A 19,451-nucleotide genomic window follows, 5' to 3' on the forward strand; every position below is an offset into this window, starting at 1 on the left:
AGATGACGCTCTCCGAATCAGCTATCCGCGAGTACTACCGTCGTGCCAAACCCGTCTACGAGGCACTGGCGACCGTCAAGGACTACCCGACCATCGGGCTGAACGACTTCGTCGGATGGTACATCAAACGCGACCACGACGACGTCGAGGCGATCAAGGCCGGGTATCCGCAGCGCGGGCGGGTTGCCCGCCTCGATCGTGACTACGACGAGATCCACGACCGCCTCGAACGGACGCTCTACGCCGTCACCACCTACAAGACACCGTCCGCCTTCCAGCAGTGGGAACCCTGTCGCTACGACGAGTCCGAGGAGACGACTGTCTGGCAGGATGAGCCCCCGACCCCCGGGTATGCCGACCTCCGGGCGGTTCCCGCCTGGGGCGATATCGACCTCGCCGACGACATCAAGCCGCAGCGTGGTGACCTCGATGCTGAGGCCCAGGGGCTCGTCGAGCGAACGCTCGACGCCTACATCGACGAGTATGCGACGCTCTACGGCACGCGGGAGGCGGTGTATGCGCTGGACTCCGTCGGGGGCGCGTACGTCTTCGGGGCACCGGAGGCCACGCTCCCGATTGCGGACCACTTCAGCAATGATCCGGATGCACTCGAACGAGTGTTCGACGAGTTCCTCGACCGCTCGAACGCATGGCTCCAGGAGGCAGAGGCCCGCGTGAACGAGCGCATCGACGGCGCCGGAGACGTCATCCAGCCCGACTGGGTGAACAACAAGAATCGGCAGTACAAGCCGCCGCTGTCGGTTCACGCCGACCACGATGCCGTCGTCACGCCCATCGCGACCGACGACGTCCGCTACGAGCTCCGTCCGTTCGAGACAGTCGATGATGTACTCATCGAGCAGGCAGTCAGCTGGGCCAACGACCTCACGCGAGTCGAGCACACGGACTGTGTCGACTCGCTGGTTGCAACGCTCTGGCCGGACCTGTACGAGGATCACGACGGGTGGCGGGCAACGCTGGAGGCGTGGGTCGAAGCGGAGCGCGAGCAGGAACGGGAGCGAGAGAGACAGCGTGAGGCGGCGCTTCAGCGACGTGAGGAGCGGCTGGCAGAACTCGATGGCACCCTCGAAGGCCGGCCCATTACGCCGTTCAAAGAGGACGTCTACGAGGCTGTCGAGAATATCGACATCACCGAGATCGCCCGGCACTACGCGAGCGATGCCTACGATACGGATCCAAACCAGCCGCGGCCGCAGTTCGACCCATGCTGGCGCCACAGTGAAAGCGGCCAGTCCTGTTTCGTCGACGAGCAGGCCAACATCTTCGGCGATTCGAAGGTTAATGCCGGGGGCGGGCCGGCGAAGCTGATGGCCCTCGCGACGGGAATCCTATCCGACGCCGATGCGGACCTCGACGGAGAGGACTACTGGACTGCCGTCGACGAACTGCGGAGCGCCGGCTACGACATTCCGGTGTGGGTTCCAGAGGCCGGCTCGGACCGCGTCGACGGCGGGACCTACGACCAAATGCCCTTCTGGGCCGTTCGCAAAGCAGCTGTCGCGCTCGAGATCTGTCCCGAAGACGCGTTCGTCGATCGGGAGGGTAAGGATGGATCCTACGAGGGATTCCCCGGCTACGAAACCTACAACGAGACGCTAGAAGCTATCGAGGACGCCGGATTAAGACACGGACGCGATCCGATCTCACCGGAAGAAGGGCCCGATACCGAGGACCAGAACGAAGAGGACGCGAGTAGTGATACGGCCTCGGCAGATAGCCCAGCTTCGCAACTCGATCAAGCTCATCTTCGCGAGAAGAATCGGCTCTTATCGGCGAAAGTGGATCAGCTCGAAGCAGAGTTAGACGAAAAGACCGATCGGATCGACGCCCTAGAGGCTGAGCTAGAGCGTCTACAGAGAGAACTCGAAACAGTTCGATCGGAACGTAATCACTTGGAATCCGCTCTCGAAGACGATGTATTGAATCAGGATTCCGAACAGCAGACGGAAGAAGACCCTGCTGACGACCGATCCCCGCTGGATCGAGCGAGGGAGCTCGTCTCTTTCGATCAGTAGAGCGTATCTGTTATTCAGGTAGACGGTGTAACCATAGCGACTCAGCTACTCTGCCCGATCTACCTGACACCCCCAGCGACGCTACCTGACACCCGACAGGCTTCACCCCCTCCCAATATGGGAAAATCGCCAGACGGGAGCACTAGACAGCTGTTCCGGGAGTCTGTGTTTTTTCGGTCGGCACTGAAATCGGCTGTCAGGGAGCGCCGTCTTGCGATTTGAGGGTACCTGACAGCCGAAAAATCAACCGATATATGGTGGGGGTGGCCGCCCAAAGTTGAGTTCGCGGCCAACAGGGCCGAGATGCCAGGCCGCAGGCCAAGCGTAACCGGGCTGCCACCCGGACGATGGCGTGGGGCGTGGAGGGTGAGGGAGCAGGTCGACATCCTTCCTGAGAATGGATGACTGTGGCGACTGTTTATTGTGCCCCGGAATGGGTGCGGGGCGGTTCCTGTGCTGCCCCTGATTTGTATGTCTGGTCCGGAAAGATACGACGATACGGCAGACGATCACGAACGGTTTGAAGCGGAATTGCTCGCTCAGGATCGGGATGCGCGGTCACCATCGACGGCGGATCTCGACGACGAAACGGCCCGCCAGCTGGTTCGAGAGCTACTCGATGCCGGAACGATCACACCGGTCGTCGACCAACGGCTCCTCGTTCACGAGCCCAGCGACACAGCGTTCGAATCGATGCACCAGCTCGCCGTCTTCCACAAAGGCTGGACGGCCGCCCGCGACGCCGCCGAGGCGGACGAATGATACAGCAGACGCTGGCCGGCTGTGCGTTCTGCGAGGCGCCACCCGGGACAGAAACCGGGATTGCCTACACGTGGGGGAAAGAAGAGTTGGTCAGCCACCCGATTTGCGTCGACTGTGCGATCCAAGAGACGCCGGATCCCGATGAGCGTGATCACTACGCCTGTGACAGCTGTGGCCTCGTCGTCGACGCGCTCGCAGCGCTCACACGGTTTCGGATTGAACTCGGCCATCTCGAAGGTCCGATACAGGTCTGTGCGCGGTGTAGTCCAAATGGCCCGGCAACATACTGGACACGCGATCTCGAGGCGCACATCGTCACGGACTGACCCGTCAAGCGGTCGCCGACACGAGTTGAACGGCGACCACGGTGGGAGGGTCACAGTTGGCCGTGGCTACACCGTCCCACGGCCTATCGGCACTGTTTGTGTCGCTGTCCCGTCGCTCCGCTATCTTCAACAAACGGGCGCTCCTCGGGATGACTATGGACTGCCCCGCGTGCGGGTCCCCTGTCACCCTCGAGGTCGGACCGGACCGGCCACTGTCGACGTCGCTGTCCGACGCCGTCCTCGCAGCGGACGAGGACGAGCAGATCGAGGTGACCCGAGACTGTTGGGACTGTGGCTGGCACGAAACGCGGGCGCTTCGCGTCACATCGATCGACACGACCGACGGCGACGAGACCGCTGTCGAGCGAGCCGGACTCATCGACGAGATTACCGATGAACTCGCGGCGATCGAGAGTGTGGGTACGCTTGAGGAGACACTGGCTGCAATCCGCGAGCAACGAAAAACCGACGCAGCGACGACCGATACGGACGACGCCACGGAGTGACTCGTAATGCCTGATACAGAGGCCAACTATGGCGTTCGTGAGCAAACCGGGAATCCCGAGCACGCATCGGTCGACGATGTGGTCGGCCTCGTGATCCAGCGAGCGCAGAACCCGCGAACCGAGCACGAGGACGCGCATTTCGATACGGCGATAGCGGCTCTCGTCGACAGGTATGGAACGGAGTCGGTCCGGACAGTCATCCACCGCATCCTCGTCGACAACGAGCCGTTTCGAACCGCCACGAACGGCCTTGAGATGCGCAACGTCGACGGCGTTCGGATCGGGACCGCCGCCAGCTGGTTCCTCGAGGAACTGAACGCACAGGACGACGGCTGAGACTGGCGGGACGGTCCCGTCAGGGCTCCGATGTGCAAGCTCTGTGCAAACGCCGAAACGGTTATCACTCTATGTGCAGAACTTGCACATAGAATGAGCGCTAGTGATGATCCGCGACGGGTCCATTTCCAGTCGCCGGAGTATCTCGTCGACCGGCTGGATGCGATCGCGGAGCTCTTCGACAAGGATCGGACGGATCTGCTTGTCGAGGCGATTCGTGAGTACATCGAAGATACGGCCGACAGCGAGACCTTCCAGGAACTCGTCGCGACGAAGTACTACGATGACCAGCTTGAGTTCGAGACGGTCAAGCAGTTGGTCGGCGCCGAGACTGCCCAGCGCCTCCGGCTTCTCAAAGCAGATCTCGAGGATGAACCACTCGATCTTGCTGCCCCCGACGACGTCGACGTCTACGATGGCGACGCGACGGCGGTCGAGACCGCAGCCGACGACGAGCAATGAGCGGCCGGCGACTGCGAACGGTCGTCGCCGACACCAGCGCGCTCGTCAGTCTCGCGGTTCCCAGAGCCGATGCGGCCGTCGACACTGACACTCCGGACCCGTTTCAGTATCTACTCACGTCGTGTGACGTATTCGTACCACCAGAAGTGGTCGCGGAACTCGGTGACATCACGCAGTATCAAGACATCCACGCCGCGGCTGCGAACAACGTCCTCGCGGCCCGTAGCCACTACACGGTTGACGACCCCTACAAGCGTGAGGATACACCGGACTCCCGACCGACGTTCGGGCTCGACGACGGCGAAACCGACGGGATCGTCCTTGCGAACGCGCTCGGGGTCGATGGGTTTCTCACCGACGAGTTCGGCGGGACGAACTTCCCACTCATCCACGCCGTGCTGCAGGGGCCGCGGATCGTCCCGACGCCGCGGCTCATCGTCGAATACGCCCGGAACGGACATCTGAGCCCCGAAGAGGCGCGAACGCTGATCACGACGATTAGCCCGCATCGGAGCTGGGAGAATAGTCCCTACGTCACGCAATTGCTCCACCGTCTCGACGAGTAACCGGCCACCGAGTGGCGACGCCGAATACCCAGCGCCGGCGACGACACCCGAAAGCCCTCGGCCGCTCGGCATCCCGCGACCACCGCTGCGCTCCTCGTCCCTGCGGTGCTTGCGGGGTCGGGGGACGACCGAGGCGGCCTCGCCCTTTCTAAGTCCGCCAGGACGGTAGCTGGATCGCCGAGTGTCGCAGCCGGCTGGATAGGTGTGTTCGTATCGGCCCGCCCCGCTCGCCGCTGCCGCCCTCCGCATCGCTCGCGACCGACCATTCCGGGCTGCCTGCCTGCAGTAGCGGGCGGGCTGCCGGGCTAAAGTGAATGTGCCCTCGGCGCCAGCGCTTCTCCCGTTTCGGTCCCGGACTTCCGGAGGCTTCCGGGACTCTCCGACCCGCGACGGACGTAGTTGCGTCGCGGGCGAAACGGGGAATGCGCTGGCCGCTCGCTCCGGGCGGGTCGGCGCGCGGTGCTGGTTGGGGTCACCGCACTCGGGCGCGCTCTCGCTCGCGCCCGGTAGGGCGCTCGCGAAGGCGCGAGCGAGAGCGCGCAGTCGGTGCTATCGGACGTCGACATCGTCGGAAAACCGCGATGCTTGGGACATCGCGGTGGCGGCGCGCAAGCGCCTTCAGTGGTATCTGGAGGATACCAATGTCTAGTAACAACTCGAGTCGCAAGGTCGTTACGGTCGATGAACAGGCATTCGAACGAACCGAAGACGCCGGCGTCGACGAGGACGGCTTCGAGGTCGTCGACGACAAGCCGGAGTTCCGGGCGACGGTCCAGCAGGAAAAGCAGGCGAAGGTGGATTCCAACCACCCCGACGGCATCGTCCAAGACTTCTCGCACCTGCCCCTCGCGCAGGAAGAGAAGATTCGCGCCCGAGAGGCCGAACTGGACCACATCAGCGCCCAGGCAGAACTCGGCACCCAAGAGGGGCGGGCGAAGCGAACGCGCGAGGTCGTCACCGAACGGCGGCAGCGCAAGCGGGCGGAACGCACCCCGGACCGGACGGATCCGCGCGAGCGCCTCTCCCGGATGGAGCTGGCGAAGGTGAACCAGGAAGCAGACCGGATTGCACAGCGGCTTCGCACCGGTCACAGTCGGGCAGCCGTTTCGCGGGCACTCGCAAAGCGGGTCGCCAAGGGGCAGGACATCACCAAAGCAGTGTTCGACACGATGGACGCGCTCAAGGCGGCCCCGGGCGCGATCTGCCCGATCGAGGACGTCCCGGACGTGCAGACGGATGAGGTGAGCGTTGAAGGTACCATCCAGACCCTCTGGGAACCCAGCTCGCCAAAGATCGAGCAAGTCGGCCTCATCGCAGATGACACTGAGCGAATCAAGTTCACCAGTTGGGTGAAGTCCGAGCCCCGGATCGTCCGTGAAGGTGAGAAAGTGCGGATGCGCGCGGTCAAGAAGAATTGGCATCAAGGGCGCTGTTCCCTCGCAGTCACCTACGACAGTATGATCGTCTTCCCAGAGCGCGACCGCCGCTGGTGGGAAGAGTAGGGGCGACGCCCCTTCTTTTTTGGTGCGTGCCGGACCGGCCCAAGCCCCGCCGCCCCACCCACCGCTCCGTGCTCGCTCCCGGTGGTCGCTGCGCGCGCAGCCACAACCTCGGGTACAGGTCTAACATTTATCAGTGAAATCGGGGGAAAGGGTGCGCGACCCGAGTGCGTTTATCGGGCCCTGTGAGGGGTGCAGGCGCACAAGCGCTCGGGAATACGTATGACAGTCGAAGGTGACTATACCTGTGACATCTGCGGGGAATCGTTCGAGCGAAACGTCGATATTGCGACCCACGTCCAGAGCCATCGGTCATCGATCGATCCGGACCACATCCTCGCTGAACTCACCCGCGTTGCCGACCAGAAAGGTCGTGCCCCGACACAACCTGAATTCAACGAGGAGGCGGATTGTACACACGGCGCGGTCCAGTCACATTTCGGTAGCTGGAAGGCTGGTCTGGAAGCCGCAGGTCTCGAGCCACTCTCTCATTCATATTCAGATCAAGAACTGATCGACGAACTCCAGCGTGTGGCTGATGTACTCGGACATTCGCCCTCAGTTGCGGAAATGGACGCGGAAGGGGGCATCTCATCCGACACGATCTCCAAGCGGTTCGGATCGTGGAACGAGGGGCTTGAAGCAGCGGGATTGACCACCACGAAAGCTACCAAAACGTCGTCGCAAGAGGTAATCACAGCAATTCGGTCACTCGCAGATGAACTCGGACGGGCTCCGACCGCCGCTGAAATGGAGGAGCGTGGGGCGTATTCCACAAAAGTCGCTCAACGGCGTTTCGGTAGCTGGAACGCTGCCCTCCGGGAAGCAGGGTTCAAGCCAATCTCGAGAAAAGATGTTCCAGAAAACGAACTCATAGCGGAACTGAGGCGGCTTCGCGACGAATTAGGTCACGTTCCTTCTTCGACGGAGATGCACGAACACGGCCAGTTCACGATCTATCTCTACCTCGACCGGTTTGGATCCTGGAAACAAGCCGTCGAGGCGGCCGGGATGGAGTATCGTGGCCACCCAAGCGGCCAAGATCACTATCTCTGGAAGGGCGGCTATGGAGATATCTCATACGGCCCGAACTGGTACCGGCAGCGCAAACGGGCACTGGAACGGGATGGGTTCGAATGCCAGAAGCCGGGCTGTTCCATCGACCGCGAGACTCATCGTGAGCGCTGGGACCGTGACCTGAACGTCCATCACATTACGCCGCTTGGCACATTCATCGACGCCAACGGTGTTCTGGACTACGAGCGGGCGAACCGGCTTGAGAACCTGATCACGCTCTGTCAGCGCCATCATATGCTGTGGGAGGAGTTCGCCCCGCTTCAGCCCGATATTCGCTAACCGCGTCCGGTGGTGTTGCTCGCCCCCGGCGATGGGTGGCGGGGACACCAGCTATCCCGTCCCACTATGACCGACGACACGACACTCACGGCCCGTGAACGGCTTCGCATTCACCTCCGCGAAGCCCGCCGCACGACCGACTCGCCAATCGTGGAAGCACAGCTCGAGGCCGCGCTGGACGCCTGGACCGACCTGCCGCCGACACCCCTACGGGAGTGTCCCGTCTGTGGGAAGGTCGGACTCCCAGAGCGGATTCAACAGCACAAGTGCACTATTCAAATTCCAGAGGAGGAGAATTCAGGGATTCAGTACGATAGTACAAACAAGGGGTAGTGACTCTCACCTGTCGCCGCCCCTGAATTTATAATAAGCCCATAACAATTCACAAGGAGTGCCAGCCGGTCCGCTCATCGACGCGCTGTGTGAAAGCAACGACATCTCCAATAAGCCCAGGCTACCGGAAAACCCTCGGCTGGGGGATACTCGAGTACACTGGCCTGAAACTCTAGATGTCCACGATACGTTGCTCAAGGGGGCAATCGAGCGTGAGAGCAACGTATGGTTATTGTCTCCTACACTCCGACACGAGTACTTAGAGATACTCACGTTAAGCGCGCTGTTCAAACTCATGAGTGCAGACACGGACCGGAATCGCGTTCTCGTATTCTCGAGGGACGCGCACGTTCGTGAGCGCTACAAAGAACTCCGCCCTGGTCATCGACGACCTTGGAGCAAAGAGCGGTTTCCGCTCGCCACCATTAAACCGAATGGCGAAGTCAATCAGAAAACGACCTCTCGCGGTGACGAAGGACGTCCTCCAAGAGCCCTCTTTTCCAAGCACCTGACTCACCTACCCGACGAGAGCGTAGCATCCGAAATCGGCTGCGTCATTCACGACGAAACCATCACGTACCGTCCAAATCGATGGAACCGGTTCCAACAGTGGCTTGACGAGAACGACATTCCTTCCGTGATCTACTGCCTCCACGATCCTCTCGGTCCAACCTTCGGTCACGTATCTGAAGACGCCTCAGGGTGGGCGTGGCCTCCAGCGTTATTGGACGCTGTCGTCGACGAATCGACGGCTGCAGATGGCGGAGTAAAGACCGTCCCAGAGGTGGATCGACAGACGCGCGTAACGCGACAGCTACAGAATCACGTCGACGGTGTTAGTCGAGAGGTTCACGTCGTCGAAGAAGGCGAGGTCGCGGACGACTTGGCTGATGTATGGTCCTCAATTGAAGAACTCGGTGATGTTAACGACGATCTCCAGAGCGATGTCCTCGACGACGGGATTAGCGACCTCAAAATGGCGCTGAACATCATCTCCAACATCGTCGCTTCAATGGGTAACGCCGACAGAGCATTGGGAAACCAGTGGGAGACGATCGCGCCTTCGGGGTGGCTTGATCGACTCGGTCATAACTACGAGAAAATCCGAGACGACGACGCAGGAGGGCCGGCTCACGGCGTGTACGGCGACGCAGTCAGAGCGTTGGAGGACGTTCACGACGAGTGGGAGGACTACGACCTCTCGGAGACCAAGCGCGGTCACCTCTACCGTTTGTTACACGGGGCACTCGACGCCGACGAGAGCGTGTTAGTCGTGGTTCCCAGCGACGGTGACCGTTCGGCAGTCGAACTAGATCTCGAAGCACGTGGAGGTCCCCTGTACGACGCTTTAGGGGAGAAACTGGGAGTAATTTCGACGGGAGCACTACCGACCGCGCCTCCGGCCGATCGCGTTATACTCGTTGGACCCCCAGCATGGCGCGATCGATGGATTCTTCGAACGAATCACGCACCAGAGGTAACCGTACTCGCCTACGAACACCAGCTTCCACTCCTCCGCTACCAGTACGACCACCTCGACGACACGCTTCGAGACGTAACTGACCGAGAATTATATCGAGAGGCAGCTGAGACGGCAAATAAGGACGAGGAGTGGGACGCCCCCGTCGTTGACGGTGTCTCGGTGAATGTGCCTATGCCCAAGGGACGGTCGGAAGACGAAGACACCTCAGAGAGGGAGAGCTCTATCGCTGAAGGCTACGATGTAGTCGAAGAGCATGAGCCAATGTCTGTCGACGAGATCATAGATTCACTCGACACGTCTAGCGATCCGTCTGTACCTTCCAGCAGTAGATCCGAAAGTGGTGACGGCCGGTCTGGGTCGGTGAAATGTCTTCGCCTCGTGTTCGACGACGGGAGATCGATGCCCATCAAGCGCGGATCTCGGGTACACGTCGTCGATGGTGATCGTGGGGGAACGGTTTCGAAGTACGCCAGTAAGGTTCAATCTGGAGATACCATCGTCCACGTTCGTCAGACGGAACAGCTCCGTCAACAGCTATACGACCTGATCAAGCGACGCGGCGATGACAAGGTCATTATGCGAGCCGAGCGCTGGAAGATTCGGCTCGAGCAGGCGCTCGACGAGACTGGAGACGACTTCGACGAGTTCAAAGAGCGGATGAGAGAGGCTGGAGCGGACCACGGGGACGACACGTACCGCCGGTGGTACAATCTCGAAGTCGACTATCCCAGAACGTACGATGACCTGCCTACGATCGCTGAAGCCTATGACCTAACGGTTGTGAAGGAGAATTCTGAGGAGATCTGGGAAGCAACTCAGGACATAAAAACAACATATATGAACCTACTGAGAGAGTTGCGGAAGCAAGCTTACCGGATCATGGCTGGCGACGAGCCTGAGCAAGTCGTTCTCTCAGAGGACTGGGACATCCGTCTGGCTGACTTCGACGTAATCGACGAGGAAGGACAGCGAATCGTTGAACCTCACACAGTGGTTGATGTCCACGAGGATCAGGTAGCTCATTATCGGTTGAAAGATATTGAGTCCGTGGAGATAGGTGACTAAAATTTGTTCAAATAGCGGCTTACAGCGGGAAAAGTGACGAGAACCCCGTCGAACGAACTGGTCTACCAAAGTCGAACGAACTGGTCTACCAAAGTTTTTATCGCACTACGTCGTAACGGCGGAGTACGGAGGATACAATGGAAAACGTTGATCTGGATCCCCTCACTTATCTTATAGACTATATTTTCGAAGAATTACCTGAGGGGGCCGAGCTCAAGTATATTGACGCTCAAAAGATATTTTATTTGACTCAGCAACGGCTTGATGCGGATAACAGAGTCGCACAGTCACTCCCGTTTTATTGGTACATCCATGGTCCTATGAGCAAAGCGGTCAGCTACTCCCTTAACACCGCTAAGCAGGAGGGAATCATTGATGGCCAAACGACTCCTACTGCGGGCCAAGTTTATACGCCTGGGCAAACGGACCCTCCAGAGATCGAAGAAGACGAGGATCTGGAACGGGCAAAAGAGGCCATTGACGAGGTTCTGGAAGAGTACGATATTTTCAGTGATCTTGACGAGCGACTTCGGGACGATATCTACGTGGACGCTCCATATGATTTCCAGCTGTACTATAAATTCGAGGTTCTTCCAGCGATAGAAGAGTTTGCTGGGGAACATTATATTGTAACTCACCCCCCAGACGAGATACAGTTCCGTCTTGCTCGAGCAGAAGCTAAGTTCCCAACCAATCCCGCATTTAACGAGTGTGGACACCTGTTTTCTCGTTTTATCACACTAGCAGAGACCTATCTAGAGGAAGTGGATGAATCCGAAAAGAGGGCTGTAGAGACGTTTGAACAGTTGGCAACTGACGCATGGGAGCTATTCGCCAAACGTCTGAGGATCGAAGAACACGACGACGAATACGATGATGATGTAGACTCATGGGAATTAGAGTACAATAGCTCACTACAATCGTTCGATAGTGACCTGCGTAGCTTCGAAGTGACACTCAATGAGCAATACGATCTCTATGACGACCCATCCGAAGAATCTGTACGGATTTCTGAGGATAGCGCTTGGGGCGTCGTGAATTCTTCCCTGCTAGAAGAAAATAGACCTGAGTAACGTCGCCAGCCAAAGTGAAATGGATTTTTGGGATACTAACATCGTTCTCGGCTATACAGTAGAGTGGGACGATTTTAATTCGCCTGTAGATTCCTATTTACAAACTCGCGCGTCGGAACGAGAATTAATTGCGAGTACGAGAGTCTTTGACGAAGCACTCAGCGTGATTGAAAAGCAGCGGAAACGCGTCCGGCAAGCCGCAGATCGGGTCTTTGAGCAATTCGACTCCGGGCCATATGATACGATAGAAGACGTGAAGAGGTTCGTTCATAGCGAGTTTGGCGACGATTGGCAAAAGGTTGGTCCGATCCTCAGTTACATTGATTATCACAATAACGCATTTCTAGGGCTCACGCAGACCGATTCAGAACGCGCTCTCCGGTCCACCTTCGAGGAAATCTCTGATGACTTTGACGCTCCTAAACAGAGCATACAACGATTAAAATCAGAGGACGGTGCTATAGCACTTGCTCATTTCGATCAAGGATTGGTCAGCTATGAATCCGAGTACGAAGAGGAATACGAAGAGCTCTCTAATCTGTTGGATGACTTGGACCGAGATATCTTATTGGACTCATATCATTTAGTTACTGTAACTCCCCGGTCAAGAGTTGGCTTTCTTACATTCGACGCTAACGATATTATCGATAACAACGATGAAATCGAGGAATGTCTCTCTGGGATCTCAGTAGTCAACGGCTGGGAGTTCGAATAGCTATTTCCGTTTCCGACTATTCACCGATCCAAGCGATGTCCTCACTTAACGTTATGTTGTTACGTCTCAAATCCCCCTTTTATGCCCGCTGGTCGTCGTGATATTCCACCTCAATCAAATCCACGATACGTCCGCCCTCCTGACGAAGCATATGAACTTGATGAGGACCCCACATTCCGACAACATCAAGCCGCAAACGACGTCATCACCCGGAGATTAGTACGCCGATTAACCGGTCGAGGTCCAAACGAGCAAACGCACTACGGATCTAAACCGTCTCGTCAGTACTTCGCGGGTGTTCTCGCCTCCCAGTACAAATACCGCGAGGCTCTGGCTCAGGACGAAGCATTTCAGGATATCGCGGAAGACGTTGCGCCCTTCCGTATTGGAGTAACATTTCGCGTCCCGACGAACATCGACGAGGACGCGACCGTCGAACTGACGCCCAGTGCCAACGTCTACTATCGTCGATTTCCAGAAGTTGACGAACAACGTGAACGTGGAGGAGAAAGGCATCTTCACCGCACGCCAACCTACGAGCGTGGAGGGCCTCAATCGTCGCGCCACCAACCAGACGTGCCACAGGAGGCAACGGACGGTGGTCGTGACCTCAGATCGGACGGCGGTGACGGAGAAAGTGACGACGGAGAGGAAGAAGCAGTCGTCGATCTGCTTCCAGTGTACGAGCGAATTGAACTCGATCTGAAAGAACACTGTGGAGACGAGTTGGTTCTCACCGGATCTGACCTCCACTCCCTCGCTGACAAACCCGGTCCGAAAATTGTCTCGCTGTCTTCAGCGTTCACTGCCGCAGAAGAAACAGTTCGTGATGACCCACTCGCGTTTCGAGAGTTACCTAGTGGAACAAGCGAACGTGACGGACGAGAAATTCCGGTAGAGCTTCTCGAAGACGAGTCCGCGTTTCGCGGATGGATCGACGAAACCTACTCGAGTGATGTCGTCGATCCCCTCTGGGAGGGTGATTTGCGTGTCCAGGTCAGAGAAGAGTCCCGAGACGAAGGAGAAGATCGGTTCGTTATCGAGGCCACGTTCGTGAACACTCATGGGTCGGACTACCCTGACGCCGGCGACTATGAGTACAAGATGTGGCGGGCATTCCTCTTCGACGTGGGAATTGACGCCAGCGTCGACGGACCGGACATCACGCCTTTCCAGCTCGACGAGATTCGCGACGAGTACCAGTACGACGGCCGAATGTACGCGGTAGGGGAGAACTGTGCGGCAGAACCGATATATCCTGCAGAAGAACGCAATCCGTTGGCTGATCCCGACCCAGTCGGTGTGCGGACCGTCACTCTGCCAGTCTACGAACAGTCAAAATACCTCCCCCGTGAACCAATTCCGCTGCAGTTCGATGTCCTTGCTGACAATGCCTCGTTGTCCGGAGACGACCTCCCCACCCACGTCCTCGAGGACCTCCCCGAGCAAGTGAACGGGACTGACGAGATCGACTTAGACGACTTACTCCTTATCCTTCAAAATGAGATGGAAAGGGCTGAAGGCCATTACCTCGACGTTGGAGATGACGTCCTGTCTGACAAGTCCGACGAGGCCGAGCGACGGTTTGAGGAGGCGATATCTTCATTCAGAGACGAACGTCGACGATTCGAGCAGGGACGTCAACTCATTCGCGACGAAGACAGAGTTCGGGAGGCGTTCACACTCCTGAATGAGACGTTCATCGAGATGGGTGACTTCCCGGGTTGGCGACTGTTTCAACTAGTATTCATCGTGATGTCGATTCCCGATATTGTTGCACAAGCTGATCCAGACCGGGAGGTGACGAATCGACTGGACACTGCAGACGTCATTTATTATCCGACTGGCGGTGGGAAAACCGAAGCGTATCTGGGGTTAGTCACATTCACCGCGTTTCACGACAGATTGCGGGGAAAGGAGTTCGGAACTACAGCTCTGACGAAGTTCCCGCTTCGGTTTTTGTCTCTCGAACAGCTACAGCGCGCGGCGGAGGTGCTCGGACATGCTGAACTGGTTCGTCGCGAGAACGGCCTCGATGGTGATCCGTTCAGTGTAGGTTACTTTGTGGGCAAGGACAACGTTCCAAACAAGCTGATGGACGAGCGGCGCTACGACCGCGTCGATCGGATCCAGGAAGCGAAGGACGACTCACCTGAAGATCAGGACCACGAGTTCCTCATCCTTTCCGAGTGCCCCTTCTGTGGGAACGAGAGCGTCGAAATAGACGGTGACCACGAACGAGCACGCGTCGATCACGTGTGCACCCACTCAGAGTGTCCGTGGGTCAAGCTACACGACGGTGAAGAACCCCTGCCCGTCTACGTCACGGACAGAGAAGTCTACCGCCACGCGCCCACGTTCGTCGTTTCGACGATCGACAAGATCTCTATCGTCGGGATGCAACGTCGATTTCGGACGCTACTCGGACATATTGAGGCGCGGTGTCCCCACCACGGATTCACCGGAGAAGAGGACTGTCTGGTAGACGACTACGACTATCCCTCGAAGCACACGTGTGACAACGAGGACCTCGTAGAGGTTGACTCCGTGGACCCTCCGTCGTTAATAATTCAGGACGAACTTCACCTGCTTCGAGAAGAATTCGGATCCTTTGACTCCCATTACGAGACGTTACTGCAGACCTTGGCCGAAGAATTCGGCGACGGTTGGCAAATGAAGGTCGTCGCGGCGACTGCGACCATTAAGGGTGCTGAACGGCAGGTAGAGGCACTATATCGTCGGGAACACAATACCTTCCCCGCACAGGGCCCTCGCCTGAAGCAGTCATTCTACGCTTACGCCCACCCGCGGAAAGTCGGCCGCAATATGATCGGCGGCATTCCACGGAACGTATCTCGGACGTTCGCCATCAACCGCATCCACGAAGAGCAAGCACGGATCGTCCAAGAGTTTCAGGAAAATCCTGCCGAGCTGGACGCGGCGATAGCTGCCCGAGACCCCAACGAAGGAGAATACGATTACGACGAACTGGACTTTTCGCCCGGCGAGGACGAGAGAAAGGATGAATTGATCGACGTTCTCGACGACTACGAGGTCCAGGTTTCCTATCACTACGCGAAGGACAACACCCAACTGATGAAGCGCTCAGTCCGGACGATGATAAACCGAAACCTGGCGACGGCCGATGGAAACTATCACACCCTTCGTCCCGTTCTCATGACGGGCGAAACGCCACTCAGCCTGGTCCGGACGTACAAGGACGAGATCGAAGCTGATCCTGAGGATCGCGAAGAGCCCATTCACGTTGTCATCGCGACGTCAATGATCTCGCACGGTATCGACATCGAGCGGTTCAATTTCATAGCGTTCCATGGCACTCCGCGCTCGACGGCGGAGTACATTCAGTCGTATTCCCGGGTGGGGCGGGAACATCCAGGGTCAGTCTATATGTCGTTCCACCCGATGCAGGTGAAAGACCAATCCCATTACCACCAATTCCATCATCACCACGAGTACGAAGACCTCCTGGTAGAGGCTACGCCGCTCGAGCGGTGGGCGAAGTACGGGATCGAGCAAACGTTCTCCGGGTTATTCTGTGCTCTATTCCTGCAGCTGTTTGACGGAGAGTACGGGGGTGAACTCTCGGAGCGTCTCTACGACTGGGAAGGCCTTCAAGAAGCAATTCATCGCGACGAGATTGACGTTGACCGGCAACGAGTCGAGAATCTCCTTGCTCGAGCGTACGACGTTCACGACGCGTCTCCGTCGGACGCAGACGCGGCGTCGATCTACTCGGAGCGGCTAGAGAAGATGTTCGACGACCTTTGGCCTGCGCTAATTGACGCTGAACCTGACGACGATAACACGTTCCTACCCCACGTGTTTGGAACGCTAACAGACGAGAACGACGAACCCCTCGTCGGTGCGCGAGAACCGATGACTAATCTTCGTGACATAGACGAGCAAATTCCGATCGAACCGGACACGAACACTGCCAAGGCCATCAACCTCTTCACGAACCAATGACTTCGACAGCACACCTTACGGCAAATCCAACCGTCCAGAGAGCCCTCGTTAACGAGTCTGTCCCGCCGGTGGGGTGGTAACGCATGGACGAAGAGGCCGACATGATGCGGGGCATCGCACAGGTACTGTACAATTTCGGCCCCGGAAACGTGTTCGACTACGGAGAGTATGACGTTGCGATGCGGGTGAAAGACAAGGGGGTGAAGGTGCGGCAGTTTAACGATTTGCCAGTCGCCCGAGTGACCGGAGAGATGCGTAGTCAAGCGGATCGATTCCGTAACGCGGACGAGTCGCCGTGGAACGAACTCTCTCCCGCTGACCTCGACGCTTATCGTCCACGCAAGGTCGAAGGACGGTTGTTCCCTCTGACGATGGTGTGTGACCAACCGGAGTGCCGTCGCGTAGACATCAGACAAAATCCGACTGACTACTACGCGACTGACAGCGAAGACAAGAATCCCGGTGACTGTCCTCGAGACGGATGCCAGGGCAGATTACAACAAGTTCCATTCGTCGTCACTCACGAGTGTGGTAACGCGCTTCCTCCTGGACCAACTGACGAATGCGAAACGCACGACTACGTCGCGCCGTACTTGCACAAGCCTACCCGAGACCCCGCGACGTGGAGGTTCCGCTGTGACTATTGTGGGGACGACATGGGACCGCTAGGTGCCTTTTGCGAAGATTGTAACGAGTACGTGGGAGGACCGACACCACCAGGTGGTGGGGGGATATACTATCCAGCCACGTTACTTCAGGTGGCCATTCCGCCAGTCGGGATGGACCGCGACGACCTGGAACGGGAGGAGTCCTGGGCTAGAGTATTGATGGCTGCATTCACTGACGACGACGTTCCCCTCACGGAAGACAACACGATCGAGGATATGGTGACTCGCGCCGGGGAGCAAGAGCAAATCGAGAACCTTCGCGAAGAGGGATACACCGAGGATGAAATCGAAAGGTACCTCCAAATGCAGGCTGACGCGGGGCGCGCCGTCGACCATTTGACGAGTGAGTACGTGACAGAGAAGACCCGAGGTGAAATCGACCCACCTGGTACCGAAGGCGACGACGAAACTCGAGAACAGCGAGCGTACTCTCTGATCGCTGACCAGCTATTCACATTCATCCGCTCAACGGAAGGGTACGAAGGGGATCCCGAACACGACGATTACGATCCGAGCACGTACCCAGAACCGCGGAAACTTTCGGATGTTCTCACCCCAGAGTTCAAAGAGAGGTACCCGCGAGCTCGAAAGTACCAGGATAAGCTGGATCGAATCAACGTGAACGAAGTGTGGGTGGTGGACAACTTCCCGCTACTTTCGGTGCTCTACGGCTATTACCGGGAACTTCCAGATCCGTCTCAGGTCGACCTGAACGCGTTCGATCATCCTTACGGTGACGAGGGGACGATTCCCGTTTTCGCCGATCGTAGTCCGTCAGAAGCGCTGATTCTCGAGGTCGACCGCAAGGCCCTCGTGGAGTGGTTAGTTGACGCCAACGTCGTCGACGAATCGGTAACGCCGGACGCTGACGCCAGCGACGAAACGTACCAGAAGTGGCTCTTGAACAACGTCGATCCCGTAGCCGTCGACAATCCATTTTCTGATGTCGATCACGAACCCACCGAATCGGCGTATCGACTCTTACACAGCATGAGCCACGCACTGGTTTCCACGGCATCTGATCAGTGTGGCCTCGCGACTGACAGCATTTCCGAGCTGATCTTACCGAACGTCCCGGCCATTATTCTGTACGCGAAGTCGACCGAACACTTCGCACTCGGTGGGATGTCGACCCTCTTCGAGACTCGAATTCACCCGTGGGTAGACCACACGATCGACTTTGCCGAACAATGCCTGCTCGACCCCGCGTGCAGTCAGGACGACGACGGTGCTGCGTGTCACGCTTGCCTTCATCTAACGACCGTCACTTGTGAGGCGTTCAACGAGCACCTCGACCGGCGAGCGCTCGTCGGTGGACCAGCTACGCCTGCGTTTTGGAACGTGTGATAGTATGCCGGACGGTGAAGAGAATGATATGGTCGGCTTCGATGACCCACCTCGGGATTTCGCAATCGCCCAGCAACTTCCACCAAGAGTAATCGAACACCTTCGTGACGGGTTCGCTAAATTTCGGGACTCACCCCAAACCACGGTGAATCAAACTACGCTACAGGAATACGCACCCTCGGAATATACTCTGTCGGCGCGGGCAGTAGAGGCTGTCTTTGTTGGCCTCGCGACGGACGCTGAGGCCGAGCAGATTTCGACAGGAGATCGTTACGCCGATTACACCTTTCGCGTATCTCCGCAATTGGCGGCACGCACTCTCGATCGCCAGTACGTCGCGGCGTTGGCTATCGAAGAGGTTACGGAACGCTCGCGTGAGAGTACACCCGACGTCAGTTTAGTTGCGACCCTTCCGGACGGTGTGACTCTCAGTGAGGGTGATGCCGTTGGCGCGATTAGTGCTCGGGCCCGGGACCTAGTCCTCGGGGCCAGTGACACAGTCCGGATCGCGAACCCTTACTTCGACGCTGACCAGCGCATCGTCGACGACCTCGCAAGCTTGCCCCAACGAGGGGTCAACCTACGCGTTCTCACTCGTGAGACAGAAGATCCTGGTGACGACCTTATTGATGCGCTAAACACGTTACACGAGGGCCTTGATCGAGAAGGTCGATCGCGTCTAGAAGTTCGCGATCTATACGAAGAAACGGATTGGGGCAGGCACAAGCTCGCAACCCACGCGAAACTTGCCATCGTCGATGAAACTAGCTGTTACGTCGGCTCGGCTAACCTCACCAAGACGAATCTCAGCGCCAACTTCGAATTTGGGATCATCGTAGAGGGAGCTCCGGCCACGCGAACCGCAGCAGTTTTCGACGACGTGTTCACAGCTGCCGACCCGGTCGAACTACCATTATTACGATAAAATGTC

General features: G+C 57.9%; 16 protein-coding genes. All 16 read left to right on the forward strand.

All coding sequences use genetic code 11. The features are described 5' to 3' along the window. Nucleotides 1-2 precede the first annotated feature (2 nt). Nucleotides 3-2,036, forward strand: coding sequence for a hypothetical protein (locus MXB53_RS13445; RefSeq protein ID WP_248898127.1), 2,034 nt, complete (start codon nucleotides 3-5; stop codon nucleotides 2,034-2,036). 471 nt (nucleotides 2,037-2,507) lie between these two features. Next, nucleotides 2,508-2,798, forward strand: a complete 291-nt coding sequence (locus MXB53_RS13450; protein WP_248898128.1) for a DUF8069 family protein — start codon at nucleotides 2,508-2,510, stop codon at nucleotides 2,796-2,798. Beyond that, nucleotides 2,798-3,124, forward strand: a complete 327-nt coding sequence (locus MXB53_RS13455; RefSeq protein WP_248898357.1) for a DUF7558 family protein — start codon at nucleotides 2,798-2,800, stop codon at nucleotides 3,122-3,124. Before MXB53_RS13450 ends, MXB53_RS13455 begins: the two co-directional genes overlap by 1 nt. Before the next feature lie 155 nt (nucleotides 3,125-3,279). Further along, a complete protein-coding gene (locus MXB53_RS13460; protein ID WP_248898358.1) occupies nucleotides 3,280-3,630 on the forward strand; it encodes a DUF8105 family protein in 351 nt (116 codons plus the stop codon). Nucleotides 3,631-3,636: 6 nt separating this feature from the next. Continuing rightward, nucleotides 3,637-3,966, forward strand: a complete 330-nt coding sequence (locus MXB53_RS13465) for a DUF8158 family protein (RefSeq protein WP_248898129.1) — start codon at nucleotides 3,637-3,639, stop codon at nucleotides 3,964-3,966. Nucleotides 3,967-4,059: 93 nt separating this feature from the next. Further along, nucleotides 4,060-4,428: a ribbon-helix-helix domain-containing protein gene (locus MXB53_RS13470; protein WP_092663537.1), complete on the forward strand. Its 369-nt coding sequence runs from the start codon at nucleotides 4,060-4,062 to the stop codon at nucleotides 4,426-4,428. Further along, on the forward strand, nucleotides 4,425-4,994 hold the full coding sequence (locus MXB53_RS13475) for a hypothetical protein (RefSeq protein WP_248898130.1): 570 nt from the start codon (nucleotides 4,425-4,427) through the stop codon (nucleotides 4,992-4,994). Before MXB53_RS13470 ends, MXB53_RS13475 begins: the two co-directional genes overlap by 4 nt. 641 nt (nucleotides 4,995-5,635) lie before the next feature. After that, a complete protein-coding gene (locus MXB53_RS13480; protein ID WP_248898131.1) occupies nucleotides 5,636-6,496 on the forward strand; it encodes a DNA-binding protein in 861 nt (286 codons plus the stop codon). Nucleotides 6,497-6,715: 219 nt separating this feature from the next. Continuing rightward, nucleotides 6,716-7,849, forward strand: coding sequence for a homing endonuclease associated repeat-containing protein (locus MXB53_RS13485; RefSeq protein ID WP_248898132.1), 1,134 nt, complete (start codon nucleotides 6,716-6,718; stop codon nucleotides 7,847-7,849). A 66-nt stretch (nucleotides 7,850-7,915) separates the two neighbouring features. Further along, on the forward strand, nucleotides 7,916-8,182 hold the full coding sequence (locus MXB53_RS13490) for a hypothetical protein (protein ID WP_248898133.1): 267 nt from the start codon (nucleotides 7,916-7,918) through the stop codon (nucleotides 8,180-8,182). 58 nt (nucleotides 8,183-8,240) lie between these two features. Further along, nucleotides 8,241-10,730, forward strand: a complete 2,490-nt coding sequence (locus MXB53_RS13495) for a DrmE family protein (RefSeq protein ID WP_248898134.1) — start codon at nucleotides 8,241-8,243, stop codon at nucleotides 10,728-10,730. Between the two features lie 137 nt (nucleotides 10,731-10,867). Continuing rightward, nucleotides 10,868-11,803, forward strand: coding sequence for a hypothetical protein (locus MXB53_RS13500; protein WP_248898135.1), 936 nt, complete (start codon nucleotides 10,868-10,870; stop codon nucleotides 11,801-11,803). Between the two features lie 19 nt (nucleotides 11,804-11,822). Beyond that, nucleotides 11,823-12,518: a hypothetical protein gene (locus MXB53_RS13505; protein ID WP_248898136.1), complete on the forward strand. Its 696-nt coding sequence runs from the start codon at nucleotides 11,823-11,825 to the stop codon at nucleotides 12,516-12,518. 81 nt (nucleotides 12,519-12,599) lie between these two features. Beyond that, a complete protein-coding gene (locus MXB53_RS13510; RefSeq protein WP_248898137.1) occupies nucleotides 12,600-16,505 on the forward strand; it encodes a helicase-related protein in 3,906 nt (1,301 codons plus the stop codon). 83 nt (nucleotides 16,506-16,588) lie between these two features. After that, nucleotides 16,589-18,520: a DUF1998 domain-containing protein gene (locus MXB53_RS13515; protein ID WP_248898138.1), complete on the forward strand. Its 1,932-nt coding sequence runs from the start codon at nucleotides 16,589-16,591 to the stop codon at nucleotides 18,518-18,520. Between the two features lie 4 nt (nucleotides 18,521-18,524). Next, nucleotides 18,525-19,445 carry a phospholipase D family protein gene (locus tag MXB53_RS13520; RefSeq protein ID WP_248898139.1) on the forward strand — a complete coding sequence of 307 codons (921 nt, stop codon included), beginning with the start codon at nucleotides 18,525-18,527 and terminating at the stop codon, nucleotides 19,443-19,445. Nucleotides 19,446-19,451: the final 6 nt, after the last annotated feature.

Origin of the sequence: Haloplanus sp. XH21 (genome assembly GCF_023276355.1) — an archaeon.
Classification (GTDB): domain Archaea; phylum Halobacteriota; class Halobacteria; order Halobacteriales; family Haloferacaceae; genus Haloplanus; species Haloplanus halobius.